This window comes from Janthinobacterium sp. SUN118, from assembly GCF_030397695.1.
Classification (GTDB): domain Bacteria; phylum Pseudomonadota; class Gammaproteobacteria; order Burkholderiales; family Burkholderiaceae_D; genus Janthinobacterium.
On record NZ_JAPUBV010000006.1, the window covers coordinates 143716 to 169301 of the forward strand.

Genomic DNA, 25586 nt, shown 5'->3' on the forward strand with positions numbered 1-25586 from the left:
TGCCCCTTTCCCATCCGCAGTTGCAAGGTTTTCATGTCTCCCATTCTTACCCTGCGCCAGTCCGTACTGGCCATCGGCCTGGCCTTTGGCGCCAGCGCCGCCACTCCCTTCGCCTTCGCCGCCGCAGCCGACACCGACGAACCCGCACCGCAAGTGCTGCCCGAAGTGCGCCTGCAGGCCGAGCGGGAGTCCGTGGGCGAACAGCGCCTGGACAAGCGCCAGATCGAGGCCATGAATGGCATCGACGGCAATATCACCAGCTTGCTGCGCATCAATCCCAGCGTGCAGTTCGATAACAAGCAGCAAGCGTCCGCCACCCAGGGCGAGCTGGCGCCGGCCGATATCAGCATCAACGGCGCCAAGTTCTACGACAATCTGTACCAGATGGACGGCATGTCGCTCAACAACGATATCGGCCCGAACAGCAGCAACCCTGCCAGCAATGCCACGCCGCCGTCGGCCAGCCAGGGCTTTGCCGTCGACACCAGCCTGCTGTGCGACGTGACGGTGCTCGATTCGAACATCGGCGCCGAATATGGCCGCTTCAAGGGCGGCGTGGTGAAGGCCAATACCTGCGCGCCCACGCACAAGCTGGCCGGGCAAGTATCCGTGGAAAGCACGCGCTCGGCGTGGATGCAATACAAGCTCAGCGACAGCCAGCGGGAAAGCGCCGCCAATTCGGCCACGGCCGATCTGCAGCCGGCATTCGAGAAATGGACCTACCGCGCCGCGCTGCAGGGCAAGGTGACGGAAAATTTCAGCCTGATCGGCAGCTTCATCCGCAAGACGTCGGAGATTCCCCTGAATGGCTACGGCAATGGCTTGCAGAGCGCAAGCGATGCCAACCGCAAGGTGCAGCGGCGTGGCAGCGACAACGCCTTCGTGCGCGGCTTCTGGACCATCACGCCCGGTGTGCTGGCCGACTTTTCCCTCATGCATGCGCCATCCGAGGGCGATTATTTCATCGCCAACACCAGGAACAGCAGCTATCACCTGAAGAGCGGCGGCAATGGCATCAACCTGGGCCTGACGCATCCCGTGGGGTGGCTGGGCAATGCCACGGCGGAACACCGCTTGAGCTGGAGCAAGATGGACAGTTCGCGCGACGCCGATGCCACCGTGTGGAAGGCGTGGCGCTACTCGAGCGACAAGAACTGGGGCGTCAAGACGGGCACGGGTGCGACGGGCTGGGCCAGCAATGAAGGCGGCTACGGCGACATCGACCAGGAACAGGAAAGCGCCCAGTACCAGGGCAAGCTGAAGTGGGAGCCGCTCGACTTGCTGGGCATGTCGCATACTTTCCAGGCCGGCCTGGAACTGGGCACGCAGCGTTCGCGTTACCAGCGCAACACCACCTATGAGCAATATACGGCATCGGCCAACACCACCACTTGCAATATGCTGGGCGGCGGCGTCGATAGCCAGTACTGCTCGCTGGCGACGCCATGGAATGCGGCCTCAAACGTGCGCGGCCAGTATCTGGCATCGCGCATCATTTTTTACGCGGGCGGCTATGAACTGAGCAACAAGACGCGCGGCGCCTTCCTGCAGGATGACGTCAAGGCGGGCGATGTGCGCGTGCGCCTGGGCGTGCGCTACGATACGGACGACCTGTCGCCGAATTCCACCGTCGCGCCGCGCCTGTCCGCGTTCTGGGATGTGGCGGGCAAGGGCACGACGCAGGTCGAGCTGGGCGCCAACCGCTACTATGGCCGCAATTTCTTCAACTTCTATGCCCAGTCGAAACGCCTGGCACTGCAGACCTCGCCGCAAACGCGTACCTTGTCGGGCGGCTTGCTGAAGGACTGGGCTGCGCCCGTCATGGCCAGCAACTGGAGCTGGCTCAAGCTCGGTGACATGAAGGTGCCGTACACGGATGAAAAACTGCTGGGCATCAGCCAGCAATGGGGCGGCGTGAAGTGGAGCGCCAAGCGCGTGCTGCGCGAAGGCCGCGACGAGATGGTGTATCACGTGGTGTCGGCCGCCAATTTCTATTGGGATAACGTGGGCCGCAGCGACAGCAAGGTGTGGACCCTGTCCGCCGAGACCATGCGCCCGCTGCGCTGGGGCGGCAGCGCCACGCAAGTGCAGTTCGGCTATGACCGCACGCGCACCACCAGCACGCATGCCACTTACGATGACTCGCTGAGCGACCTGACGAACGAACTGGATAAATTCATCTATTACCAGGGCAAGTTCGTGCGCTGGGCGGACCGCCCGGCCAACAATTACAACCGGCCCTGGACGGCGCGCCTGCTGCTGTCGACCGATATGCCTGCGTACCGCCTGAAGGTGGACCATTTCTTCCGCATGCGGGGGCCGGAAACGAATATGGTCGCCACGGGAGATGCGCTGCCATTCGACGGCGACGTGGCGAAGGTCTACCAGGACGTTTCGACCAGCAAGTCCTTCACCTGGGACATGCGCGTGCAGTACGCGCTGCCGAAGACGGGGCCGGGCGCAGGCTTCGTCAACCTGGGCATCGAGAACGTCAGCAACCGCAGCAATCCCCTGTTCGATGCCAACAACGGGGTGGTGTTCGAAAAAGGCCGCCAGTTCACGCTGGAACTCGGCTACCGCTTCTAATGACAACGACCATGACGGCAGGCGCATGAATATCGCATCCCACCTGAAAAAAACCACCTTCGCCGTGGCCGCCTTGCTGGCGGGCGGCGCGGGCCTGATGATGAGCATGGATGGCCGCGCCAGCGATGGCGTTTCCGCCAGCGTTGCCTGCGCGGCGGACAAGGGCTGGGACATGGCTTGTCTGCGCCAGAAGTATGCGCAGCCCATCGCCCACTGGCCCCGGCCGCAGGTGGCCGACGGCGTCGCGCCGCAGGAAATGGCGCCCGTCTCGGCCCTGCCGCTGGCGCAGGTGGCGCCACAGGTGGCGGCGCTGGGACAGCGGCTGTTCAATGACCCCCGCCTGTCGCGCTCGAACGCGGTGGCCTGCATCAGCTGCCACAGTCCCGCCCACAGCTTTGCCGACAGCAAGCGCACCTCCGTCGGCCATGAAGGAAGGCTGGGCCAGCGCAACGCGCCGGGCTTGCTGGGCGTGGGGCAGCTCAAGCCGCTGTTCTGGGATGGCCGCGCGAATACCCTGGAAGAGCAGGCGCTGGGTCCCTTGCAGCATCCGGACGAGATGGCCATGGACGTACCGGCCCTGGCGGCCAAGCTGGCCGCGCTCGATGACTATCCGGCGCAGTTCGACGCCGCCTTCGGCCAGGGCGCCGGCGTGACCCTGCCGCGCATCCTGACGGCGCTGGCCGACTACCAGCGCACGGTGCTGCCGCCCGTCACGCGCTTCGACACTTTCCTGGAAGGCCAGCGCACGGCCCTGAACGACCGCGAGCTGCTGGGCTTGCATCTGTTCCGCACCAAGGCGCGCTGCATGACCTGCCACAGCGGCGCCTTGCTGACGGACCAGCAATTTCATAACCTGGGCTTGACGTACTATGGGCGCAAGAAATATGAAGACCTGGGGCGCTACCTGGTGACGGGCAAGGACGAGGACGTGGGCAAGTTCCGCACGCCGGGCCTGCGCGGCGTGGCGCAATCGGGGCCGTGGATGCACAACGGCCTGTTTCCGCAGATGGTGGGTTTGCTGAACATGTATAACGCGGGCATGTCGCGCCCCGTGCCGCAGAATGCGCAGCAGGCGGCCGATCCGAAGTTTCCCGTCACGTCGCCCCTGCTGCAGCGCTTGCAGCTGACGTCCGAGGAAATCATCGCGCTGAAGAGCTTTCTGGAAGCCCTGTAGCCGCCCGGCCGGCTGCGCCCGCAGCCGGCCGTTTTCCTGCATGCGGCGCCAATATTGTATAGACGTTTGGCGCCCCCCAATCTCTCCAAATTCCACATTCCACGGGCTTTCCCAATATATTTTCCAAAATAGAAATATATAAGAAGGAAATGTTGACTCTAAAATAATCGCGCTCTATATTCGATTTTGTAGCAAGAGAATAAGGAAAATCGTCATTGATTTTTACCACTGGTGTAGTGCCATTGCCTGCTGCAATGGCTGACATGGAGAGTAGTAAATGAAAAAGATTGCGGCATTTATTTTTACCTTGGGATTGAGTGCTTCCTATGCTCTCGCTTCGGAGATCAGCTGCTCCAGCTGTGAGGAGGAATTGCGCGAGTGCACGATGATGAATGGCGACCGATCCCCATTTTGCAGCGGCAGTTACAAGGCGTGCCTGAAAGTCTGCGAAGCAGGCAGCTGATTGCAGACTCGATTTATCGCAAGGTGGCAAGCCAACGGCGTTCCGCGCTGGCTTGCCTTTGATACGCCCCTCTCTCGCCATCCCCCACTATGCAGAAAAAAATCAAAACCGTCGCCCTGTATGCGTTGATCCTGGCAGCCGGCCTGGGCAGTGGCTATGGCCTGTCCTTATTGCCTGGCCTGCTCAAGTCGAATTACACGGAAGGCAATTACGCCGCGTATTTCCCGAATGCCCAGGCGAAGGTGGTGTTATATGGCACGGACTGGTGCGGTTATTGCGCCAAGACGCGCGCGTATTTCAAGGAAAACAAGATCGATTTCGTCGATCTCGATATCGAGAAATCGCCGGCAGCGAAAAAAGCCCATGAAGAACTCGGCGGCGGCGGCGTGCCCGTGGTGTTGATCGGCAACCGCAAGATCCAGGGTTTCAATACGGATGCCTTGCAAGCGGCGTTGAAGAAAATCTGACGTTCCCACTTGTTAACTTGAAAGGCTCACCATGTTCAAAAAGATTGCCGCTTTCCTGTTTGCCGCCGGCGCCGCGTTGTCCTTCAGCGTGCAGGCAGGTGGCCCTGACTGCACCTTTGTCTGCGAACGCAACCTGCTCGATTGCGTGGAATTCGGCCAGCCGGCCTGCATGGAAAATTATCAGGCTTGCCAGAAGGAATGCCTGCGTCCGCCGCGTGGTTGACGCGCGCATGCAATACCAGTGTATGGATGGTGCGTAAGCGACGGCGCGCCATGGATGTCATTCATCGTCTGTCAATTCAACAGGAGTGCTTATGTTTAAAAAGCTGGGTTTCTTTTTGTTTGCCATGGGCGTCAGCGCCTCGTATGCAATCGCCGGCAGCGGCGAGCCGGCATGCTATTCGCAGTGTAATGACGACCTGGAACAGTGCATGACCGAGCATCCGGGCTCACCAGGCGCTTGCAGCAAGATTCATCGGATCTGTTATGAAAGCTGCGCGCCAGATTAAATAAAGATTGCCGGCCCTGCCAGTACGCTGGCAGGGCCGGCATTGGCGGCGTTAACCCCGCGTGCGGTCGTGCCGCCACAGCACGTCGCTGCCGCCGGCAAAGCGGTTCAGCACGCGCGACAGCACGAACAGCAGGTCCGACAGGCGGTTCACGTACTGGCGCGGATGCTCGTGCAGGGTTTCCACGTTGGCCAGCGCCACGATGCTGCGCTCGGCGCGGCGGCAGACGGTGCGGCACACATGCGCGAGCGAGGCGGCGCGCGAGCCGGCCGGCAGGATGAATTCCGAGAGGGCGGGCAAGTCCGCATTGTATTTGGTCAGCAAATCGTCGAGGCGCAGCACGTGCTCTTCCTTGATCAGCTGGTAGCCGGGGATGCAGATTTCGCCGCCCAGGTCGAACAGGTCGTGCTGGATGGCGACCAGCTCGTCGCGCAAGGCGTCGGGCATGGCTTCGCACAGCAGCAAGCCGATATTCGCGTTCAGTTCGTCGACGTCGCCCATGGCGTGGATGCGGACATTGTCCTTGCTGGTGCGGCTGCCGTCGCCCAGGCCGGTGCTGCCATTGTCGCCCGTGCGCGTGGCGATTTTCGAGAGTCGGTTGCCCATGATGCTGATCCTGTCAAAGTAGAATGGGGGCAGCATACGACACTGCGCCACACCTTGCCCCCGATTTGCCCCCCATGGCGACAAAAAATGCGGTGCGCGCCGCTTTTGTGCTTACAATCGTTGCACGCCCATGCACTTTTGCTCACTTAAGTTGCCCCACTTATGCTCAATGCCGCTCCCGAATCCGGATTGACCGCCGCGCGCCAGCAAGCCGTCGTCGCCGCCCTGCTGGCCGTGCTGCCGGCCCGCTGCGTGCTGTCGGACGCCGAAGACACGCGCCCGTATGAATGCGACGGCCTGGCCGCCTACCGCCAGCTGCCGATGGTGGTCACCCTGCCCGACACGGAAGAGCAGGTCGTCGCCATCCTGCGCGTCTGCCGCGAATTACAGGTGCCGATCGTGCCGCGCGGCGCCGGCACGGGCCTGTCGGGGGGCGCCTTGCCCATCGCCGATGGCGTGGTGCTGTCTACGGCGCGCCTGAACCGCATTGTGCGCCTCGATGCGTATGCGCGCACGGCCGTGGTGCAGCCGGGCGTGCGCAACCTGGCCATTTCCGAGGCGGCCGCGCCATACGCGCTGTACTACGCGCCCGATCCGTCCTCGCAGATCGCCTGCAGCATCGGCGGCAACGTGGCGGAAAACTCGGGCGGCGTGCATTGCCTCAAATACGGCTTGACCGTGCACAATGTGCTGCGCGTGCGCGTTGTTACCATCGCTGGCGACGTGCTGGAACTGGGCGGCGAATGCCTCGATTCGCCGGGTCTCGACCTGCTGGCCGTCTTCATCGGCTCCGAAGGCATGCTGGGCATCGTCACGGAAGTGACGGTGAAACTGATACCGAAACCGGCCACGGCCAGGGTCATCATGGCTTCGTTCGGCGACGTCGTCACGGGCGGCAACGCGGTGGCCAATGTGATCGCCGCCGGCATCATCCCGGCCGGCCTGGAAATGATGGACCAGACCTCGTCGCGCATGGTCGAACCGTTCGTCAAGGCCGGCTACGACATCGACGCGGCGGCCATCCTGCTGTGCGAGGCGGACGGCACGCACGAAGAGGTGGAAGAGGAAATCGCGCGCATGACGGCCGTGCTGGAAGGGGCGGGCGCCAGCGCGATCGCCGTCTCGCAGTCGGAAGCCGAGCGCATGAAGTTCTGGTCCGGCCGCAAGAACGCGTTTCCCGCTGCGGGGCGCATCTCGCCAGATTATTACTGCATGGACGGCACCATCCCGAGAAAAAAACTGGCCGAGGTCCTGACGGGCATCGCGCAGATGGAAAAGACGCATGGCTTGCGCTGCGCGAACGTGTTCCATGCGGGCGATGGCAACCTGCATCCCCTGATTTTGTTCGACGCCAACGTGCCGGCCGAATTCGAACGCGCCGAGGCGTTTGGCGCCGACATCCTGGCCCTGTGCGTGGCCGTGGGCGGCACCATCACGGGCGAGCACGGCGTGGGCATGGAAAAGATCAATTCCATGTGCGTGCAGTTTACGCGCGCCGAACTCGATGCCTTCTTTGCCGTCAAGCGCGCCTTCGACCCCCATACCTTGCTGAACCCGGACAAGGCGATTCCCACCTTGAACCGCTGCGCGGAATTCGGCAAGATGCACGTGACGGCGGGGCGCCTGCCGTTCGCCAACCTGCCCCGTTTTTAACCTGCCGGAGACCTCCTTGCAAGCGATAGTGGAACAATTCAGGCAGACCATCCTGGCGGCCAGCGCGGCGCGCAGCCCCCTGCGCCTGCGCGGCGGCGGCACCAAGGACTGGTATGGCCAGCGGCTCGAAGGCGAGGTACTCGATACGCGTGCGTATGCGGGCATCATCGACTATGAACCGACGGAACTGGTGATCACGGCCCGCTGCGGCACGCCGCTGGCCGAGATCGAGGCGGCGCTGGCCGCGCGCAACCAGATGCTGGCTTTCGAGCCGCCGCATTTCGGCCCCGGCGCCACCGTGGGCGGCGTTGTCGCTTGCGCCTTGTCCGGTCCGCGCCGCGCCAGCGCGGGCGCGCTGCGCGACTTCGTGCTGGGCGCCGTGCTGCTGGACGGCCATGGCGAGCGGCTGGCCTTTGGCGGGCAGGTGATGAAGAACGTGGCCGGCTACGACGTCTCGCGCCTGCTGGCGGGGTCCCTGGGCACACTGGGCCTGATCCTGGAAGTGTCGCTGAAGGTGCTGCCGCTGCCGCTGCGCGAAACCACTTTCCGCATCGCGTGCGCGGAGATCGCCGCCCTGCGCCTGCTCAATGAGTGGGCCGGCAAGCCGCTGCCGATTTCGGCCAGCTGCTGGCATGACGGCGTGCTGACGGTGCGCCTGTCCGGCGCCGAGGCGGCCGTCTCGGCGGCGCTGCAGACGCTGGGCGGCGAGGTGCTGGCGCCGCAGGACGCGGCCGCCTTCTGGAGCGCGCTGCGCGAGCAGACGCATGACTTCTTTGCGGGCGCGGGCAGCCTGTGGCGCCTGTCGCTGCCGCCGCACGCCAGCGCCGTGATCCTGAAAGGGCGCCAGCTGATCGAGTGGGGCGGGGCGCAGCGCTGGCTGAAACTTGACACCGACGCCGATGTCGCCGGCGCGCAGCGCATCCGCCAGGCGGTGGCGGCCGCCGGCGGCCACGCCGCCTTGTTCCGTGGCGGCGACAAGGCCGTGGGCGTGTTCCAGCCGCTGGCGCCGGCCATCGATGCCATCCACCAGCGCCTGCGGCAGGCTTTCGATCCGGCCGGCATCTTCAACCCGCACAGAATGTATTGAGCGCGCATGCAAACCAATCTCGCCGATTTCATCAAGAATACGCCGGCAGGCGACGAAGCCGAAGCCATCCTGCGCGCCTGCGTGCACTGCGGCTTTTGCACGGCCACCTGCCCCACCTACCAGTTGCTGGGCGATGAACTCGATGGCCCGCGCGGACGCATCTACCTGATCAAGCAGGTGCTCGAAGGCGCGCCCGTCACGGTCAAGACGCAGACGCACCTGGACCGCTGCCTGACCTGCCGCAACTGCGAATCGACCTGTCCGTCCGGGGTGCAGTACGGGCGCCTGGTCGACATCGGCCGCCACGTCGTCGAGCAGCGCGTGCAGCGCCCCTTGCGCGAGCGCGCGCTGCGCTTCGCCCTGAAGGAAGCCCTGCCGCGCCGCTGGCTGTTTACGCCCGTGTACAAGGCGGGCCAGGCGCTGCGGCCGCTGCTGTCGCAAGGCTTGCAGGACAAGCTGCGCCCGGGCGTGAAAGCCGGGGCATGGCCGGTGCGCCAGCACGCGCGCACCATGCTGCTGCTCGACGGCTGCGTGCAGCCGGCCATGTCGCCGAACATCAACGCGGCCACCGCGCGCGTGCTCGACGCGCTGGGCGTGCAGCTGATAGTCGCGCCGAAGGCCGGATGCTGCGGCGCGCTGCGCCATCATTTGAACGACCAGGAGGCGGCGCTGGACGACATGCGCCGCAATATCGACGCCTGGTGGCCCTACGTGGAGAGCGCGGAAGCCATCGTCATGACGGCGTCGGGCTGCGGCGCCACCGTCAAGGAGTACGGCCACCTGCTGGCGCATGACGCCAGCTATGCGGAGAAGGCGCGGCGCATCGCCGCCCTGACGCGCGATTTGTCCGAGATCATGCCGGCGTTTGAAAACGAGCTGGTGGCGCTGTTGAAAGACCGTATCGCACAGAGGGTGGCGTATCACCCGCCGTGCACCCTGCAGCACGGCCAGCAGATCCGCGGCAAGGTGGAGCAGGTGTTGCGCGCCGTCGGCGTCGACGTGCGCCTGTGCGCCGACAGCCACCTGTGCTGCGGTTCGGCCGGCACGTATTCGATCCTGCAGCCGGCCCTGTCGCAGCAGCTGCGCGACAACAAGCTGGCGAACCTGGCGGCGTGCGAGCCGGAGATGATCGTCTCGGCGAATATCGGCTGCCTCACGCATCTGCAGTCGGGCACGGAAACGCCCGTGCGGCACTGGATCGAGCTGATCGATGCAGCATTGACAGCCGTCAGATAGGTGCCTCGCTGAACTGCGCAATCCTCCATTGCGGTGCCGGCACAAAATGGCTCGCCCATTCCAGCACGGCGTCGGCCGGCATGGGGCGGGCGATGCCGTAGCCTTGCGCCAGGTCGCAGCCCAGCTGGATCAGGCGCGCGCCGTGTTCGATGCTTTCCACGCCCTCGGCGATCACCGTCAGGCTGAATGAGCGGGCCAGGCCGATGACGGCGCGCACCAGATGCAGGTCGTCGCGGTCGTTGAGCATGTTGCGCACGAAGCTCTGGTCGATCTTGACGATATTCGCCGGCAGGCGTTTCAGGTACGACATCGAGGAATAGCCGGTGCCGAAATCGTCGAGGGCGAAGGTGATGCCCAGCGCCTGGCAGGCGCGGATGATGCGGCGCACGTGCTCGATGTCGTGCAGGGCCGACGATTCGAGGATTTCCAGTTCCAGCATGCTGGCGCGCACGCCGGGAAACTCGCCGAGGATGGTTTTCAGGCGCGAGACGAAATCGGGCTGCTGGAAGTGGCGCGCCGCGATGTTCACGCTGACCACCCAGTGCTTGCCGGCCGCGCTCCAGCGCTGCATCTGCCACAGGGCCTGGCGCAGCACCCATTCGCCGATGTCGATGATCAGGTCCGTCTGCTCCACCAGCGGCAGGAATTGCGCCGGCGCCAGCACGCCGCGGCGCGGATGCTGCCAGCGCAGCAGCGCCTCCATGCCCACCACCGTGCCGGCGCGCATGTTCACCTTGGGCTGGTAGTACAGCCGCAGTTCGCCGTTGATCAGGGCCTGGCGCACTTCCGTGCGCTGGTTGTGGTGCGTGCGCACCTCTTCATCGAGATTGGTGTCGAAGAAGTGGTACTGGTTGCGTCCCGTCAGCTTGGCCTGGTAGACGGCGTGGTCGGCGTGGCGCAGCAGGCTTTCCGTGTTCAGGTCCTTGCCCGCGTAGACGGCGATGCCGACGCTGGCCGTCATGTGCAGCGCCTGCTGGTCGCACAGGTAGGGGCGGCTCAGCTCTCCCATCAGCTGCGTGATGTTCTGCTCGATGCTGGCGATGCTGGCCTGGCCGCACAGCAGCAGGACGAATTCATCGCCGCCCAGGCGCGCCGCGTAGTGCACCTGGCCCGTGTAGCCGTGCAGGCGGGCCGCCACCTGCTTGAGGATTTCATCGCCGGCCTCGGCGCCGTAGCGGTCGTTGATGGCCTGGAAGTGGTCGAGATCGAACAGGCACACGGCCAGCAGGCGCTGGCGTTCGCGCGCGAGGAACAGCTCCTGCTCGAAGCGGGCGGCCAGCGCGGCACGGTTGGGCAATCCCGTCAGCACGTCATTGTAATTTTGCCATGACAGCTTTTGCAGCGCCTGCTGCATGTGCACGGTTTCATTCAATTGTTCGCCCAGCTGGCGCTGGCTCGTCTTCAGCGAGGAAAACAGTTCCTCGACATCGCCGGCCATGCTGTTGAACGAGCCCGACACGGCTTGTGCCTCGGGCGTGGCGCCGGCCGCCATGCGCACGGCGAAGTCGCCGCCGCGAAAGCGGTCGGTCGCCTGCACCAGCCGCGCCAGCAGCCTGCGGTGCGAGGCCAGGATCAGGGCCAGCAACACATAGATGAGGACGATATTGATGGTGCTGAGCACGGCCTGGTGGCGCACGCTGTGCCACACTTGCATCAGGGGCAGGCTGGGCGTGTAATGCAGGTCGACGATGCCGTCGCCGCCGCCGGGCAGCGCCACCGTCAGGCGGCTGCTGATGGCCGTGATGCCGGCCAGGCGCGCAAACCAGGGCGGCACGCCGGCCGCCAGTTCATCGGCCAGCTGCCTGTCGGCTTGCACTTCGATATGCGTGGAGGCGCTGTCCCAGCGCACGGAAGCGAGGTTGCGGTTCAGCGGCATGGCGCCGCGCAGCGCCTGCTGCACGCTGTCGCGCAGCGACTCCATATTCGCCTGCACGGCCAGCGGCAGCACGGTATTGGCCAGGTAGAGATCGAGTTGCCGCGCATCGCTCTGGTAGCGCGAATTGGCCAGCGCCGTTTCCGTGTCGAGCAGGGCGTGGTAGCGGACGGCGGAAACGGCAAGTATCAGGAAGAAAATAGGGATGAAGAGGCGGGAATAACAGCCCATCCGCATCCATGAAGATAATATTTTCCCAAAGATTGGCATCGTTTTTTGATCGATATCTGCGAATAATTATGCAAACATTATCACCGAAAAATTGCTATTTGAAACACAATATTGATATCAGTCATGAAATAAATACGGATTGATTGATTTCGCATGGATGTTGTCATTAATCAAGGTGCATACGTGCTATTCCTGTAGCAATTGGCGTATGTCGGCGGCCAGGGTGGCCGGCTTGCTGGCCGTCGCATAGCGGCGAAACACGCTGCCATCCTTGCGCACCAAGAACTTCGTGAAATTCCACTTGATCGCCTGCGTGCCGAGGATGCCGGGCGCCGCCTGCTTCAATTGCGCAAAGACGGGATGGGCATGGGGGCCATTCACGTCGACTTTCGCAAACAGGGGAAAGGTGACGCCGAAGTTCTTTTCGCAAAAGGCGCCGATGTCCGCGTTCGAGCCCGGTTCCTGCTGGCGGAATTGATTGCAGGGAAAACCCAGCACGACCAGGCCCTGATCCTGAAACTCGCGGTACAGCGCTTCGAGTCCCGCGTATTGCGGCGTGAAGCCGCAGGCGCTGGCCGTGTTGACGATCAACAGCACCTTGCCCTTGTATTGCGCCAGATCAATTGGCGTACCGTCCAGCGCCGTGGCCTGGAAATCGTGGATGCTGGTCATGTCAGAGGAGTCCCAGTTTGAGGTTGCCCGCGGGTGCGGCTGGTTCCGGCGCCGTCTTGCCGTTCAGTTTGATCGTCAGGCGCAGGTCGTTGACGGAATCGGCATTGCGCAGCGCGTCTTCGTAGCCGATCCGTCCCGCCTCGTGCAGGTCGAACAGGGCCTGATCGAAGGTCTGCATGCCCAGTTCGCGCGATTTTTTCATCAATTCCTTGATTTCGTGCACCTGCCCCTTGAAGATCAGGTCGCTCATCAGCGGTGAATTGAGCAGGATTTCCAGCGCCGCCTGGCGTCCGCCGCCCTCCTTGTTGGGGATCAGGCGCTGCGAAATCATGCCCTTCAGATTCAGCGACAGGTCCATCAGCAACTGCTGGCGGCGCTCCTCGGGGAAGAAATTGATGATGCGGTCGAGCGCCTGGTTGGCGTTGTTCGCGTGCAGGGTCGCCAGGCATAAATGGCCCGTCTCGGCAAACGCGATGGCGTGGTCCATCGTGTCGCGGTCGCGGATTTCGCCGATCTGGATGACGTCGGGCGCCTGGCGCAGGGTGTTTTTCAGGGCCGTGGCCCAGTCGTCCGTGTCGACGCCCACTTCGCGCTGGGTGACGATGCAGTTGCCGTGCGGATGGATGAATTCCACGGGGTCTTCGATGGTGATGATGTGGCCGTGGCTGTGGGCGTTGCGGTGGCCGACCATGGCGGCCAGCGTGGTCGACTTGCCGCAGCCGGTGGCGCCCACCATGATGACGAGGCCGCGCTTGCTCATCACCACATCCTGCAGGATGGCGGGCAGGCCCAGCGCATCCAGCGTGGGGATGGCGGTATTGATCGTGCGCAAGACCATGCCTGCCTGGCCCATCTGCATGAAGGCGGACACGCGGAAGCGCCCGAGGCCGTCCGGGCTGATGGCGAAATTGGCTTCGCGGCTGGCTGCGAACTCCGCCGCCTGGCGCGCGTGCATGACGGCGCGCACGTAGCCGGCAGCCTGGGCCGCATCGAGCGGGGCGCCGGGCAGCGGCGTCAGCTTGCCGTCGAGCTTGATGGCGGGCGGAAAGCCGGCCGTGATGAACAGGTCGGAGCCGCCCCGTGCGCGCATCTGCGCCAGCAGCGCGTGCATGGCGTCGTAGTGTTCGTGGGTCGTCTGCATGGCTTAGCCGGGGAAGTTTTCGGGGGCCTTGGCGGCCGAGCGGGCCGTTTCCGCCGAGATCGTGCCGCGCCGCACCAGGTCGGAGAGGCACTGGTCCAGGGTTTGCATGCCCACGTTGGCGCCCGTCTGGATGGCCGAATACATTTGCGCCACTTTCGCTTCGCGGATCAGGTTGCGCACGGCCGGCGTGGCCAGCATGATTTCATGCGCGGCCACGCGGCCCGCGCCATCCTTGGTTTTCAGCAAGTTTTGCGAGATGACGGCTTGCAGCGATTCGGACAGCATGGCGCGCACCATTTCCTTTTCCTCGGCGGGGAAGACGTCGATGATGCGGTCGATCGATTTCGCCGCCGACGAGGTGTGCAGGGTGCCGAACACGAGGTGGCCCGTCTCGGCCGCCGTCAGCGCCAGGCGGATGGTTTCCAGGTCGCGCAACTCGCCCACGAGGATGACGTCCGGGTCTTCGCGCAGGGCCGAGCGCAGCGCGTTGCTGAACGAATGCGTGTGCGAGCCCACTTCGCGCTGGTTGATCAGGCATTTCTTCGGTTCGTGCACGAACTCGATCGGGTCTTCGATGGTGAGGATGTGGTGGTTCAGGCGCTCGTTGACGTGGTTGACCATGGCCGCCAGGGTGGTCGACTTGCCCGAACCGGTCGGGCCAGTCACCAACACCAGACCGCGCGGGCGCATGGCCAGTTCGCCGAAGATGCGCGGGGCGTTCAGTTCTTCCAGCGTCAGCACCTTCGACGGAATCGTGCGCAGCACGGCCGAGGCGCCGCGTTCCTGGTTGTAGGCATTCACGCGGAAGCGGGCCAGGCCGGGAATCTCGAACGAGAAATCGCATTCCAGCGCTTCTTCATACGCCTTGCGCTGGCTGTCGTTCATGATGTCGTAGATCATGCGGTGCACTTCCTTGTGCTCGAGCGGCGCCACGTTCAGGCGGCGCACGTCGCCATTCACCCGTATCATCGGCGGCAGGCCGGAAGACAGGTGCAGGTCGGAAGCCTTGTTGCTGACGGAGAAAGCGAGTAGTTCGGAGATGTCCATTTATAATCCCTGTGCCTGCATTGATGGGCGGCCTGAAGCGGCTTTGCCCCGTATCCACTAGAAAATGATTATGTCCACAATCGAACAGAACTTGCAAGCCGTGCGCGACGCTATCGCGCAGGCGGCGTTTGACGCGCAGCGCCCGCCTGCCGACGTGACCCTGCTGGCCGTCTCGAAGACCTTTGGCGCGGACGCCGTGCTGGCCGCGGCGCGCGCGGGCCAGACGGCGTTTGGCGAAAATTATCTGCAGGAAGCGCTCGACAAGATTGCCGCCGTCAACCTTGCGCTGCCGCAAGGCGGCCTGGCCTGGCATTTCATCGGCCCCATCCAGAGCAACAAGACGCGCCCCATCGCCGAGCATTTCGACTGGGTGCATACGGTCGAGCGGGAAAAGATCGCCGCGCGCCTGTCCGAACAGCGCCCGGCCGGCTTGCCGGACCTGAATATCTGCCTGCAAGTCAATATCAGCGGCGAAGCCAGCAAGAGCGGCGTCTCACCTGCGGACCTGCCGGCGCTGGCGCGCGCCGTGGCGCAGCTGCCGCGCCTGCGTTTGCGGGGCCTGATGGCCATCCCCGAGCCGGAAACGGACGTCAAGCGCCAGCGCCTTGCGTTTGCGCAATTGCGCGCGCTGTACGAACAATTAAAGGCCGACGGGCTGGCGCTCGATACCCTGTCGATGGGCATGTCGGCCGACTTGCGCGCCGCCGTGCTGGAAGGGGCCACCATCGTGCGCGTGGGCAGCGCCATCTTCGGTTCCCGTAACTATTCCTGATTGAATGAAAGAGCAACCATGACGACAGAACTGAACATCGCCTTTGTGGGCGGCGGCAACATGGCGGCGGCCCTGATCGCCGGCCTGGCGGGCAAGCTGACCCTGGGCGGCAACATCCACGTGATCGACCCGTATGCGCCGGCGCTGGAAAAACTGCAGGCGCAATTCGGCGTTACGACGGCCACCGCCGCCGGCCAGGCGCTGCGCGGCATGGACGTGATCGTGCTGGCCGTCAAGCCGCAAAGCATGCGCGAGGTGGCGGCCCAGCTGCTGCCCTTCCTCGATGCGGACAAGGCGCCGCTGGTCCTGTCGATCGCGGCCGGCATCCGCGCCGCCGACCTGTCGCGCTGGCTCGGCGGTTATGCCGCCATCGTGCGCTGCATGCCGAACACGCCGGCCCTGATCGGCATGGGCATCACGGGCATGGTGGCCAGCAGCGGCGTCAGCGAAGAGCAAAAGAAGACGGCCGACGCCATCCTGCGCGCCGTCGGCCAGACCGTGTGGCTAGCTGACGAAGCGAAGATCGACCCCGTCACGGCCGTATCCGGCAGCGGTCCCGCCTATGTGTTTTACTTTATCGAAGCGATGCAGCAGGCCGCCGCCGAGCTGGGCCTGACGCCGGAGCAGGGCACGCAGCTGGCCATCGCCACCTTTACGGGTGCGGCGCAGCTGGCGGCCAATTCCAGCGAGCCCGTGTCGCTGCTGCGCGAGCGCGTCACCTCGAAGGGCGGCACGACGTATGCGGCGCTGACCAGCATGGAAGAGAGCGGCGTGAAGGCGGCCATCGTCAAGGGCATCAAGGCGGCTGCGCAGCGCGGGCGCGAGATGGGTGACGAGCTGGGCAAGTAAGTTCGGCTTACATCACCTTGACGGCGCGGCCGATATACAGGATTGGCCCTGTCGGCCGGCCCGTCGGCGAGCCCGCTTCCGGCTCCAGCGTGATTTCAAACAACTGATCGGGCTGCAGCGGCGGCAGCTTGTCCAAGGTCAACTTGAGGCTTTGTCCCGGCTGCACCAGGCCCAGCGAGACGGGCGCGCCCCAGTCCTTGCCCTTGGTCCAGAATTGCAGGGCTTTTTGCTGCGGCACGGCCGTCGGGCCCAGCGGAATCAGGCTCAGATCGCGGCTCTTGCCGCCACGGCTGCCCGCCTGCACGATCCAGCCCGGCGACTTGTCCTGCGGCGCCACCAGCACCACCAGGTAGCCGGGGCCGGCAGGTGCCTGCAGCTGCAGCGTCACCATGACGGCCAGCGCGGCAGTGGCCAGCAAGCCGCCGCCGGCCAGTATTCTCCAGAAGGCCAGGCTGTTCCACCACGCTTGCCAGCCGCCCGCCTGCCTGACTGCTTGCGGCGTAAACAGGCTGGCGCCGATGCGCGGCCACAGTTGCTCGGATGGCTGCACGGGCGGCGCCAGGCTCGTCAATGGCAGCAAACGCTGTTCCCAGGCCGCGATGGCATCGCGCAGGGCGGCGTCGCGCGGCAAACGCTGTTCCACTGCACTGCGCTCGGCCAGTTCCAGCGTGCCCAGCACGTATTCGCCGGCCAGCCGCTGCAGTTCGTCTTCGTCGTGGCGCGTCATCCCATGCACTCCCGCAAGGCGGCCAGGCCCCGCTTGACCCAGGCTTTCACCGTGCCCAGCGGCGCCTGCAGGCGCTGTGCGATTTCGCTGTGGGAACAGCCATCGACATAGGCGTACAGGATGCTGTCGCGCTTGGCGTCGTCCAGATGGCCGAGGCAATCGCGCAGCTTGCCCATATTCGCCTGCAAGGCGTAGGCGTCCGAGGCGTCGCCGGCATCGTTGCCTTGGCGTTCATGCAGCAGGGTTTCCACGCTATCCTCGTCGGCCGATACTTCATGCGCGCGCGCCCGCGCCACGTTCAGCGCCTGGTGCCGCACCACCACATAGATCCAGCCCTTGCCGCTGCCGCGCGTGGCGTCGAAACTGCCGGCGCGGCGCCAGATATTCAGGAAGGCGTCGTGCAGCACGTCTTCGGCCAGCGCCCGCTGGCGCACGATGCGCAGGGCCACCCCCAGCAGATAGCGGCTTTCCTGCTGGTACAGGCCGTGCAATGCCTGCTGCTCGCCCCTGGCGCAGGCGCGCAGGGCGGCATCGTAATCGTATGGGGCGGCGTGGCTTGGCAAGGTGGGCGCAATCGTCAGGGGTTAACGGTTAGCAAGTTTTCAATGGCGAGTATAGGCCAGAAACCTGCTTGCCAACCGTTAACTCCATGCATTTAAGCGGCTTTCCAGAAGATGTAGTCGGCCTGGTAGGGTACCCATTGCTTGGCGCCCAGGGTTTCCGCACCGCAGGGGCTGCTGGGCGCCACGCCGCCGCTGGTGGCCACGCGCTGGATGTAGCTGACGCCCTGCATGGCGCCGCTGCCCGTGGCCGGATTGGCTTTCACCAGTTGATACGGGATGTTGCCGGCGCCGGCAGGCGCCACGGCCACTTGCGTCGCCGTCACTTTCGAGCCGTCGAGGTTGGCCCAGGTGGCCGGCGGGCCCGCATACGTGCCGACCTTCATGCCGCTGCGGTCGTTCAAGGCCGCGTCCGGGCCGACGAACGTCCATTCGTGGCCCGTCATGTCCTTTTTCGCCTTGCATTCATAGGCGATCTTGCCCACGCCCACGGTCTGCATGGCCACCTGATGGCCATCGGGCACCTGGACGGCGGCCGGCAAGGCGTCTTGCGTATAGCGCGCACCCATCGGCGCGCAGGCGGCCACGAACAGGACGGCGCACAGGACGGTGAGCGAGGGGGCGGTATGGCGCGGGGTGGCGATGGCGGTGTACATGGCAGGCTCCTGGTAGCGTGTAGTCTCAACCCGGTGGTTGATACCATTACTACGCACGGGCCTGCCATTTGGATGCAGCCAGGAAGAAATATTTTTTAAGGCGGCGGCGCGTCCTGCCTGCCGAAACGCTGCAATACCGTGCGGATCAGGGGCAGGGCCGCATTCGCGTGCTTCAGCAGCGAGGCGCCGGCCAGCAGCAGCGGCACGAAACGGCGCGGGCGCACCAGCAGCAGGCCCAGCGCGGCGCCGCCCAGCATCAGCGGGATTTTAAAGCGCGTGGCCAGGGTGTGGCGCAGCCTGCCGCCCGTCAGCGGTTCGAGCAGCTGGCGCGTTTCCACGCCCAGGGCCAGGCGCTGCAGCGCGCATTCGGCCAGCAGGGCGTCGCGCCGTTGTGCCAGGCTGGCGGACGTGTGCACGTGGGACAGTTTGGTGGGATGCGTGGTCATGGCAGCTCCGATCCCCGGCGGGCCAGCAGTTGCAGCTCGTCCAGATCCTTGTTCAATTCGCTCATGGTGAAGGACAGCAGTTTCGGCTTGCTGCGGAAACTCGCGCGCACGCCCAGCAGGGTGGCGATGGCGGCGACGATGAAGACGGCGGCCGTGATGGCGATGGCGGCGATGCGGTGCGTGTCCCAGAACAGCACGATGACGAGGAAGACCAGCAGCACGAGCCCGACGAACAGGCAGAGCAGCGCCAGCATGGCCAGCGCCAGATAGGACAGGAAGCGCAGCGACTCTTCTTCCATTTCCACGGCCGCCAGGGCCAGACGGGTCTGGACGATGGCGGCGAGGGTCGCTGCGACCTGGGCGACATGATGCACGATAGCCATATGCTGCCTTTCGCGTCAGGGGACGGCCATGCCGTCGAGGCTGCCCAACGGCCCAGCCGCTGGCGCAGTCAGGTGTTGCTTAGCGGCGCGACGACAATAGCAAGCCGAACAGCACGCCGACGACGGCGCCCGCGCCCACGGCTTTCCACGGATTGTCTTGCACGTACTCGTCGGTGGCCTTGGCCGCCTTCTTGGTGCGTTCGAGCAAGTCTTCTTCCAGCTTCAGCAAGTCTTTCTTGGCCGTTTCCACGGTGGCGATGAACTTTTCCTTGACGGCTTTGACATTCTCGCCCGTCTGGTCCTTGGCGCCATCGAGCCAGCCTTCGGCTTCGTTGATGACGTTTTTCAGGTCGCCGACCAGTTTATCGCGGGCCTTGTCGGCGTCGGCGAGGATGCTGTCGCTGCTGGATTTGCCGGTATGTGTCGAGCTCATGTATTACCTCATGGAAGTGAAACTGCACAGTGAAATACCAGTGTAGGCAGCAGCGGCCAGGCTGCCTTGCGCCGCCTCAACGGTTGCCGGGGCGCAAGGCTTTTTGTCGTGCGCAAATTAACGGAAAGCAAAGTCGAGCGCCACCCCCGCAAACACCGCTGCTCCTAGCCAGTTATTATGCCGGAATGCCGCAAAACACGGCATACGCTCGCGTGCGCGGATCAGGGTGTAGTGGTAAACGGCGCAGCCGGCTGCCACGCACAGGCCCGCGACGAACCAGGTGCGCAAGCCCAGATACCAGCCGCACGCCAGCCACAGCAGCAGGAACACGGCATAGCACAGCATGACGATGGCGACGTCGTAGCGGCCAAACGTGATGGCCGACGTCTTGATGCCGATTTTCAAATCGTCGTCGCGGTCGACCATCGCATATTCCGTGTCGTAGGCCACGGCCCAGAAGACGTTGCCGAGCAACAGCAGCCAGGCGACGACGGGCACGGAGCCGGTGATGGCGGCAAAGCCCATGGGAATGCCGAAGCCGAAGGCGATGCCCAGGTAGGCTTGCGGAATCGCAAAGAAGCGCTTGAAGTACGGGTAGGTGGCGGCGATGATGACGGCGGCCACGGACAATTGCTTGGTGAGGGTGTTCAGGGGCAGGATCAGGCAGAAGGCCAGCACGGTGAGTACGCCGGCCACGGCCAGCGCTTCCTTGCCGCTGATGCGCCCGCTGGTGATGGGGCGTTCCGCCGTGCGCTTGACGAATTTGTCGATATCCTGGTCGGCGTAGTCGTTGATGGCGCAGCCTGCCGAGCGCATCAGGAAGGTGCCGAGGGTGAAAATGACTATCAGTCGCCAGTCCGGCATGCCCTGCTGCGCCAGCCACAGCGCGCACAGGGTAGGCCACAGCAGCAATACGGTACCGATAGGCTTGTCCAGCCTGATCAGGCGGAAATACAGCGCCAGCTTGTTCATGGAAGACTCGATCTTGTTGAAGAGAAAGGTCGATTATCGCAAATAGTACGCAAATGTACTATTTTGACCATCCCGCCTGCCTGGCTATCCCGTTTATTCTTCGCAGAGAGGAATAATGCCGGGCAAGTCGCAACTGGCGATGGCCGCGCACAGGGCGTCGATGGCGGCCTTGCGCGTGAAACTCTTGCGCCAGAGCATCACCACTCTGCGCGATGGCACGGGATCCGCGAACTGCCGGTATTCGAGCATGCCGTCGGTGGCGTGCATATTCGTGACGGAGGCGCGCGGCAGGACGGTCAGGCCGATGCCGCTGGCCACCATGTGGCGGATGGTTTCCAGCGAGGAACCCTCGAAGGTGCGCTGCATGCCGTTGCCGGGCGAGGAAAAGCGCGCCATTTCGGGGCACACTTCCAGCACCTGGTCGCGGAAGCAGTGGCCGTTGCCCAGTAGCAGCATGGTTTCCGACTTCAAGTCCTGCGCGGCGATGCGCTCGCGCGCCGTCCACGGATGGTGGCGCGGCATGGCCACGACGAACGGTTCGTCATACAGGTCTTGCATGGCCATGCCGTGCTCGGGCAGGGGCAAGGCCATGATGGCCACGTCCAGTTCGCCCTGGCGCAACAGTTCCAGCAGGCGAACCGTGAAGTTTTCCTGCAAGATCAAGGGCATTTGCGGCACCTGGTCTATCATGGCCTTGACGAGCGGCGGCAGCAGGTAGGGGCCGATCGTGTAGATCACGCCCAGGCGCAGCGGGCCGGCCAGCGGATCCTTGTTCTGCTTGGCGAGTTCCTTGATGGCGGCCGTCTGTTCCAGCACGCGCTCGGCTTGCGCGATGATCTGTGCGCCCAGGGGCGTGACGGAGATTTCCGCGCCGCCCCGTTCGAACAGCACCACGCCCAGTTCGTCTTCAAGTTTCTTGATGGCCACTGACAGGGTGGGCTGGGCAACGAAACAGGCTTCGGCGGCGTGGCCGAAGTGCTTCGCTCGCGCGACTGCAACGATATATTTCAGTTCAGTCAGTGTCATAAGGTGATTGAAACACAGGAAGTACTTACTTGCAATGAATGAAAGGTGGCGCTAACGTCAAACTGTGGCGCCGATGGCGTATTGTAGCGGATCGCCCCCTATAATGCGGGACGAGGCGATGCAAGGAGAGGGCGATGGAAGTGCGCATACAGGCGCTGGAAGCGGCGATCAATTACTGGCGTGCCAGGCAGCCGGCGCGCGGCAACGAATATGCGCTGTCGGCGCCCGTCAGCCGGCTGGCCGGCGTGTACGCGCGCATGATTTATTACCGGCAAGATGCCATCGCCGCGGACAGCCTGGAAGCGGCCACCCTGGCCCTGATCGAGGCCTGGCGCCTCGATGCCGGCAGCATCCATGGCGATAGCCACGCCGAATGAAGACAAGAGAATTAACCCCTACAAGAGAGTGCCATGCCTGATTTTGAAAACAAACTATGCAGCCGTGATGAACTGCGCGCCCGCGCGCAAGCGCTGCCGAAACCGGTGGTGGTGACGAATGGCGTGTTCGATATTCTGCACCGCGGCCACGTGACGTACCTGGCGCAGGCGCGCGCGCTGGGCGCTTCGCTGGTGGTGGCCGTGAATACCGATGCCTCCGTGAAACGCCTGGGCAAGGGCGATGACCGTCCCCTGAACAGCTGCGAAGACCGCATGGCCGTGCTGGCCGCGCTGGAAGCGGTGAGCCTGGTCGTGCCGTTCTCGGAAGACAGCGCGCTGGAAGTGGTGCAGGAAGTCCAGCCGGAAATCTATGCCAAGGGCGGCGACTACGACATGGCGGCCATTCCGGAAGGCCGGGCCGTGCTCGCGTATGGCGGCCAGGCGGTGGCCATCGATTTCGAACACGACCGCTCGACCACCAAATTGCTGACGAAAGTGCGGGCGCAGTAGGGGAGGGAAACGTCGTCAATGTTTCCATACAGATAAAAAGACGTTACTATGAGAACCGCCAGGGCTGCGACTTCGTTTCGACCGCCCCAGCACGTTACACCGTCTGATACGCATTGCTAGTCATAGAAAATACATGGACCTTAAAACTTCTGGGGATTGGCCGCTGCCCTCTGGCGTGTGGCAGGTGGATGCCGCCGATGGCGCGTGGACCTTGCAGCGCAGCGCGGACGGCCAGAGCGTCTCGCCCTTGTTGAGCAATGCCGATATCGGCAAGCTGATGCACGCCCGGCGCCTGCCCGGCGCGGCAGGCGAGGCGCTGCGGCAATTTCCGCCCGAATTCGCCTTCGATCCCGCCACCGGCGCGGCGCTGCAAGTGCCGCCGGACACGGTCGCGGCACCACCCTGGGTGCCGCCTTTCGGCGCGCCTGCCGTCAGCGACGTGCCGCCGCCTGGCGCGGCCGGCTTGCGCCAGGCCAGCGTGCCGTTGAAACTGGCCGATCAGCGCGCGCGCGACGAGCATGCGCCGGCGGAAGCGTCGCTGCCCATGCCGCCGCCCGGCGAGTACGAATTCTTCTCCGCCCAGTTCGGCACCTGCGGCGCCGCGCTGCTGGCGCTCGATCCGCGCAAGGCCGTGCTGCATGCCTGGCTGCCCGCCTCGAAACGCTGGCTGGCGCTGGACCCCGACTATGGCAGCCTGCTGGCCGAATCGGACATCGCCCACGGCGCCTGGCGCGCCGAAGTCGTGCCCGATTTCAACAGCGTGCTGGTCTTGCCGACCAGCCACGGCCTGGCTTGCATCCGTCCCGACGTGCCTTCGCTCACTTACGTGGTCGAGCATGTGGGCGGCGCGCCGTGCGTGGCCGGCCCCATCTGGTTCCAGAACCGCCTGTGGGCGCCGCTGCGCGACGACGATGGCCGCATCCGCTTCGTCAACCTTGACGCCGCGCAAAAGCCGGGCAGCGACGTGCTGCTCGACGGCGTGGCGGACCTGGGCGCCGTCAGCGCGCCCGTGGCCTACAACCGCATGGCCGTGTGGCCGTGCGCCAACGGCCAGCTGCGGCTGCAACTGCAGCCGGACGGCAACGTGGCCGCCTCGTTCACGCCGTGGCCCGAGGGGCTGGTGCCGCATTTCGAGTTCGGCAGCCCCTATCTGTCGCGCGACGGCGGCCTGTGGCAGCTGTGCTTCGAGCGCAGCCGCCATACCTATGTCTACGTCAAGCTGGGCAGCCAGCCCGAGCGGGCCGACGCGCTGGCGCCGCGCCTGTGTTCGGGCAGTTTCAATTACCGCTTCGCCACCAAGCTGAAGACGGCGCCGTGGGAAGAGCCGGAACACGGCGACGATGGCGGCAAGAACCAGGCCGTCATGCCGCTGCTGGAATCGGGCGCCGGCAATGGCGTCTTCGGCGTCAAGTTCGAGACCAGCGCCGGCCTGTCCAGCGTGCTGCGCTCGACGGACCGCCTGGCGGCGCAGCTGGTGCAGGACGACGAGTTGCGCGAAACGGTGTTCCACACGTTCGCCGTCAGCGAGCCGTGGCGCGTGCGCCTGTTTGTCAGCGAAGGCAAGCTGTGGGCCTACCACCCGCTGCTGTCGCGCATCGATGGCTGGAACTTGCAGGCATGAAGGCGCGCTTATTGACCGTGCTTGCGGCCCTGGCCGTGTCGGCCGGCGCCGCGCACGCGGCTGGCATCCAGCAGGCGTTCCTGGTGCAGAATTCCGGCTGGATGGAACCGTTCTATACGGACGAGCATTCGCAGCTGAAGGCCCTGGTGGGCGCCGTGGCGCAGGCGGCCACGAGTCCGTCCGACAAGGTGTATACGCTGGCCTTCAGCCAGAGCAGCGGCGCGCATGTGTCGCCGTCGCTGCTGGGCCAGGGCCAGGGCGGCGCCGGCGTGGCGGGCCAGCTGGCCAGCCTGGGCCTGGCGCGCAAGGGCAATGGCGGCGCGCTGGCCGACACGGATTTCCAGGAAGCCGTGACGAAGACCATCACGGGGCCGTTCCAGTCCGCCTCCGGCATCGTGTGGATCTTCACCAACAACAAGAACAGCCCGAACAACGACAGCCAGACGGCGGAACGCAACCGCGACTTTTACCGCCTGCTGCACCTGGAACCGTCGATCACCAAGACGGTGGTATTTCCGCTGCGCATGCCCGTGCAGGGCAAGCTGTACAGCGCCAAGGGCTTGATGGTGTATGCGCTCGCGTATGGCCAGCCGGCTTCCGATGCGCTGAACCGCATCCTGGCCGAAGGGCGGCTGTCGCAAGTGCTGACGCGTCCGCCCGCGCGCCTGAAACCGGTCGACCAGGATGCCGTGCGCATCGTGCCGCAATCCGTCAAGAACAGCGACAACGTGCACGCCAGCCTGGGCCGCGACGGTCGCACCATCGTGCTCGACGTCGATGCGGCCAGGCTGGTGCCGCAGGTGGTGCTGCAGGCGTCCCTGCAAAACATGTTTTTCCCGTACGTGATCGACAGCGCCAGGGTGCACGCCACCCTGGCCGGCCAGAACGCGCCGCTGCAGGTGACGCCGGACCGGATCCGCCAGCTGCAGCCGGGCGCCAGCCAGTCCGTGCAGGTGCAGTTTGCGTTGCCGATGGCGCAGATTCCGTCGCCCTGGTCGGGTCAGGCCATCGCCGCCATGGGCAAGCAGGTGATGCTGCCGATGCAGGCGCAGGTGGGCCTGTCGGAACAGCGGCTGGCGCTGGCCTCCAGTTTTGGCAAGGATTTGCAGGAACTGTTCCCCGGCGACCCGATCTCGGACATGTTTACGCCGCCCGACAGCGTGCGCGCGTCGCAGGCGACGATACCGCTGCTGGTGCGCATCCAGTATCCGCTGCTGCCCGTGCTGGTGATCCTCGGCGGCATCCTGGCGCTCGTGCTGGGCTTGCTGGCGCTGGGACTGCTGGGCACGCGCGCCACGCGCTACAAGGTGCTGGCCGATGGCGTGCAGCGGCAAGTGCTGCTGCATCCGTTCAAAAGCGTGCAGATCCGCGACGATGACGGCCGCGACATTGGCGAGCTCAAGCGTGGCCTGGGCAAGCCGGCCGTCGTGCGCGTGGCCGATGGCCATACGCTGAGCGTGGCTTGAGCCAGATCCATCACTACTTATAAAAACATTTTTAATCCACCAG

General features: G+C 64.6%; 28 protein-coding genes. 15 read left to right on the forward strand and 13 right to left on the reverse strand.

The window, feature by feature from the left end; translation table 11 throughout:
- Positions 1-33 precede the first annotated feature (33 nt).
- The 6 genes from O0880_RS26305 to O0880_RS26330 all read left to right on the forward strand — a co-directional run bounded on the left by O0880_RS26305 (position 34) and on the right by O0880_RS26330 (position 5199).
- The gene (locus O0880_RS26305; protein WP_289889439.1) at positions 34-2586 is read left to right on the forward strand and encodes a TonB-dependent receptor plug domain-containing protein; all 2553 of its coding nucleotides are present in this window, start codon (positions 34-36) and stop codon (positions 2584-2586) included.
- A gap of 25 nt (positions 2587-2611) precedes the next feature.
- Positions 2612-3760 (forward strand): cytochrome c peroxidase, encoded by a 1149-nt coding sequence (locus tag O0880_RS26310; protein WP_289889440.1) that lies wholly within the window; start codon positions 2612-2614, stop codon positions 3758-3760.
- Positions 3761-4037: 277 nt separating this feature from the next.
- Entirely contained in the window at positions 4038-4223 is a 186-nt protein-coding gene (locus tag O0880_RS26315) for a hypothetical protein (protein WP_289889441.1), read from the forward strand.
- Positions 4224-4312: 89 nt separating this feature from the next.
- Positions 4313-4690, forward strand: coding sequence for a glutaredoxin family protein (locus tag O0880_RS26320; protein WP_071325361.1), 378 nt, complete (start codon positions 4313-4315; stop codon positions 4688-4690).
- A 31-nt stretch (positions 4691-4721) separates the two neighbouring features.
- Positions 4722-4913, forward strand: a complete 192-nt coding sequence (locus O0880_RS26325; RefSeq protein ID WP_289889442.1) for a hypothetical protein — start codon at positions 4722-4724, stop codon at positions 4911-4913.
- A gap of 91 nt (positions 4914-5004) precedes the next feature.
- A complete protein-coding gene (locus tag O0880_RS26330; RefSeq protein WP_071325359.1) occupies positions 5005-5199 on the forward strand; it encodes a hypothetical protein in 195 nt (64 codons plus the stop codon).
- 51 nt (positions 5200-5250) lie between these two features.
- Here O0880_RS26330 and O0880_RS26335 read toward each other — a convergent pair whose 3' ends face one another.
- The gene (locus O0880_RS26335) at positions 5251-5805 is read right to left on the reverse strand and encodes a cob(I)yrinic acid a,c-diamide adenosyltransferase (protein WP_289889443.1); all 555 of its coding nucleotides are present in this window, start codon (positions 5803-5805) and stop codon (positions 5251-5253) included.
- A 162-nt stretch (positions 5806-5967) separates the two neighbouring features.
- On the opposite strand from O0880_RS26335, the gene O0880_RS26340 reads away from it, so the two are divergent.
- From O0880_RS26340 to glcF, 3 genes are read left to right on the forward strand one after another with little or no spacing between them, the layout of a single operon-like run.
- Positions 5968-7458, forward strand: a complete 1491-nt coding sequence (locus O0880_RS26340; protein ID WP_289889444.1) for an FAD-linked oxidase C-terminal domain-containing protein — start codon at positions 5968-5970, stop codon at positions 7456-7458.
- A 16-nt stretch (positions 7459-7474) separates the two neighbouring features.
- Positions 7475-8545: a glycolate oxidase subunit GlcE gene (gene glcE, locus O0880_RS26345; RefSeq protein WP_289889445.1), complete on the forward strand. Its 1071-nt coding sequence runs from the start codon at positions 7475-7477 to the stop codon at positions 8543-8545.
- A 6-nt stretch (positions 8546-8551) separates the two neighbouring features.
- Positions 8552-9781 (forward strand): glycolate oxidase subunit GlcF, encoded by a 1230-nt coding sequence (glcF, locus tag O0880_RS26350; RefSeq protein WP_289889446.1) that lies wholly within the window; start codon positions 8552-8554, stop codon positions 9779-9781.
- On the opposite strand, the gene O0880_RS26355 is transcribed toward glcF, so the two are convergent.
- The 4 genes from O0880_RS26355 to O0880_RS26370 form a co-directional block, all read right to left on the reverse strand.
- A complete protein-coding gene (locus tag O0880_RS26355) occupies positions 9774-11885 on the reverse strand; it encodes an EAL domain-containing protein (RefSeq protein WP_289889447.1) in 2112 nt (703 codons plus the stop codon). The two genes, glcF and O0880_RS26355, sit on opposite strands and share 8 nt — an antisense overlap.
- Before the next feature lie 186 nt (positions 11886-12071).
- The gene (locus tag O0880_RS26360; protein WP_289889448.1) at positions 12072-12557 is read right to left on the reverse strand and encodes a glutathione peroxidase; all 486 of its coding nucleotides are present in this window, start codon (positions 12555-12557) and stop codon (positions 12072-12074) included.
- Between the two features lies 1 nt (position 12558).
- The gene (locus O0880_RS26365) at positions 12559-13698 is read right to left on the reverse strand and encodes a PilT/PilU family type 4a pilus ATPase (RefSeq protein WP_289889449.1); all 1140 of its coding nucleotides are present in this window, start codon (positions 13696-13698) and stop codon (positions 12559-12561) included.
- Positions 13699-13701: 3 nt separating this feature from the next.
- Positions 13702-14745 carry a type IV pilus twitching motility protein PilT gene (locus O0880_RS26370; protein WP_071325353.1) on the reverse strand — a complete coding sequence of 348 codons (1044 nt, stop codon included), beginning with the start codon at positions 14743-14745 and terminating at the stop codon, positions 13702-13704.
- A 70-nt stretch (positions 14746-14815) separates the two neighbouring features.
- Here O0880_RS26370 and O0880_RS26375 point away from each other — a divergent pair, with 70 nt between their 5' ends.
- Together O0880_RS26375 and proC are read left to right on the forward strand one after the other, a co-directional pair.
- Entirely contained in the window at positions 14816-15517 is a 702-nt protein-coding gene (locus O0880_RS26375) for a YggS family pyridoxal phosphate-dependent enzyme (RefSeq protein ID WP_289889450.1), read from the forward strand.
- Positions 15518-15535: 18 nt separating this feature from the next.
- Entirely contained in the window at positions 15536-16366 is an 831-nt protein-coding gene (gene proC, locus O0880_RS26380) for a pyrroline-5-carboxylate reductase (RefSeq protein ID WP_289889451.1), read from the forward strand.
- Between the two features lie 7 nt (positions 16367-16373).
- Here the strand turns inward: proC and O0880_RS26385 are convergent, their stop codons facing one another.
- The 8 genes from O0880_RS26385 to O0880_RS26420 form a co-directional block, all read right to left on the reverse strand.
- On the reverse strand, positions 16374-17093 hold the full coding sequence (locus O0880_RS26385; RefSeq protein WP_289889452.1) for an anti-sigma factor: 720 nt from the start codon (positions 17091-17093) through the stop codon (positions 16374-16376).
- Positions 17090-17656, reverse strand: coding sequence for a sigma-70 family RNA polymerase sigma factor (locus tag O0880_RS26390; protein WP_071325349.1), 567 nt, complete (start codon positions 17654-17656; stop codon positions 17090-17092). The genes O0880_RS26385 and O0880_RS26390 overlap by 4 nt, the downstream gene beginning before the upstream one ends.
- A gap of 92 nt (positions 17657-17748) precedes the next feature.
- Entirely contained in the window at positions 17749-18222 is a 474-nt protein-coding gene (locus O0880_RS26395; RefSeq protein ID WP_232251323.1) for a DUF3455 domain-containing protein, read from the reverse strand.
- A gap of 182 nt (positions 18223-18404) precedes the next feature.
- Positions 18405-18755 (reverse strand): hypothetical protein, encoded by a 351-nt coding sequence (locus O0880_RS26400; RefSeq protein ID WP_071325347.1) that lies wholly within the window; start codon positions 18753-18755, stop codon positions 18405-18407.
- Positions 18752-19138: a phage holin family protein gene (locus tag O0880_RS26405; protein WP_289889453.1), complete on the reverse strand. Its 387-nt coding sequence runs from the start codon at positions 19136-19138 to the stop codon at positions 18752-18754. The genes O0880_RS26400 and O0880_RS26405 overlap by 4 nt, the downstream gene beginning before the upstream one ends.
- Before the next feature lie 79 nt (positions 19139-19217).
- Positions 19218-19571 (reverse strand): DUF883 family protein, encoded by a 354-nt coding sequence (locus O0880_RS26410; RefSeq protein ID WP_071325345.1) that lies wholly within the window; start codon positions 19569-19571, stop codon positions 19218-19220.
- 117 nt (positions 19572-19688) lie between these two features.
- Entirely contained in the window at positions 19689-20543 is an 855-nt protein-coding gene (gene ubiA / locus O0880_RS26415) for a 4-hydroxybenzoate octaprenyltransferase (protein ID WP_071325344.1), read from the reverse strand.
- Between the two features lie 93 nt (positions 20544-20636).
- Positions 20637-21569 carry a hydrogen peroxide-inducible genes activator gene (locus O0880_RS26420; protein WP_071325343.1) on the reverse strand — a complete coding sequence of 311 codons (933 nt, stop codon included), beginning with the start codon at positions 21567-21569 and terminating at the stop codon, positions 20637-20639.
- Positions 21570-21703: 134 nt separating this feature from the next.
- Between O0880_RS26420 and O0880_RS26425 the strand changes: the two genes are divergently transcribed.
- The 4 genes from O0880_RS26425 (at position 21704) to O0880_RS26440 (ending at position 25543) form a co-directional block, all read left to right on the forward strand.
- Complete coding sequence (locus O0880_RS26425) at positions 21704-21946, forward strand: DUF3717 domain-containing protein (protein ID WP_289889454.1); 243 nt, start codon at positions 21704-21706, stop codon at positions 21944-21946.
- Positions 21947-21979: 33 nt separating this feature from the next.
- On the forward strand, positions 21980-22456 hold the full coding sequence (gene rfaE2, locus O0880_RS26430; RefSeq protein WP_071325341.1) for a D-glycero-beta-D-manno-heptose 1-phosphate adenylyltransferase: 477 nt from the start codon (positions 21980-21982) through the stop codon (positions 22454-22456).
- Positions 22457-22589: 133 nt separating this feature from the next.
- Positions 22590-24077 (forward strand): hypothetical protein, encoded by a 1488-nt coding sequence (locus tag O0880_RS26435; RefSeq protein ID WP_289889455.1) that lies wholly within the window; start codon positions 22590-22592, stop codon positions 24075-24077.
- The gene (locus tag O0880_RS26440; protein WP_289889456.1) at positions 24074-25543 is read left to right on the forward strand and encodes a hypothetical protein; all 1470 of its coding nucleotides are present in this window, start codon (positions 24074-24076) and stop codon (positions 25541-25543) included. Before O0880_RS26435 ends, O0880_RS26440 begins: the two co-directional genes overlap by 4 nt.
- The last annotated feature ends 43 nt before the right edge of the window (positions 25544-25586 follow it).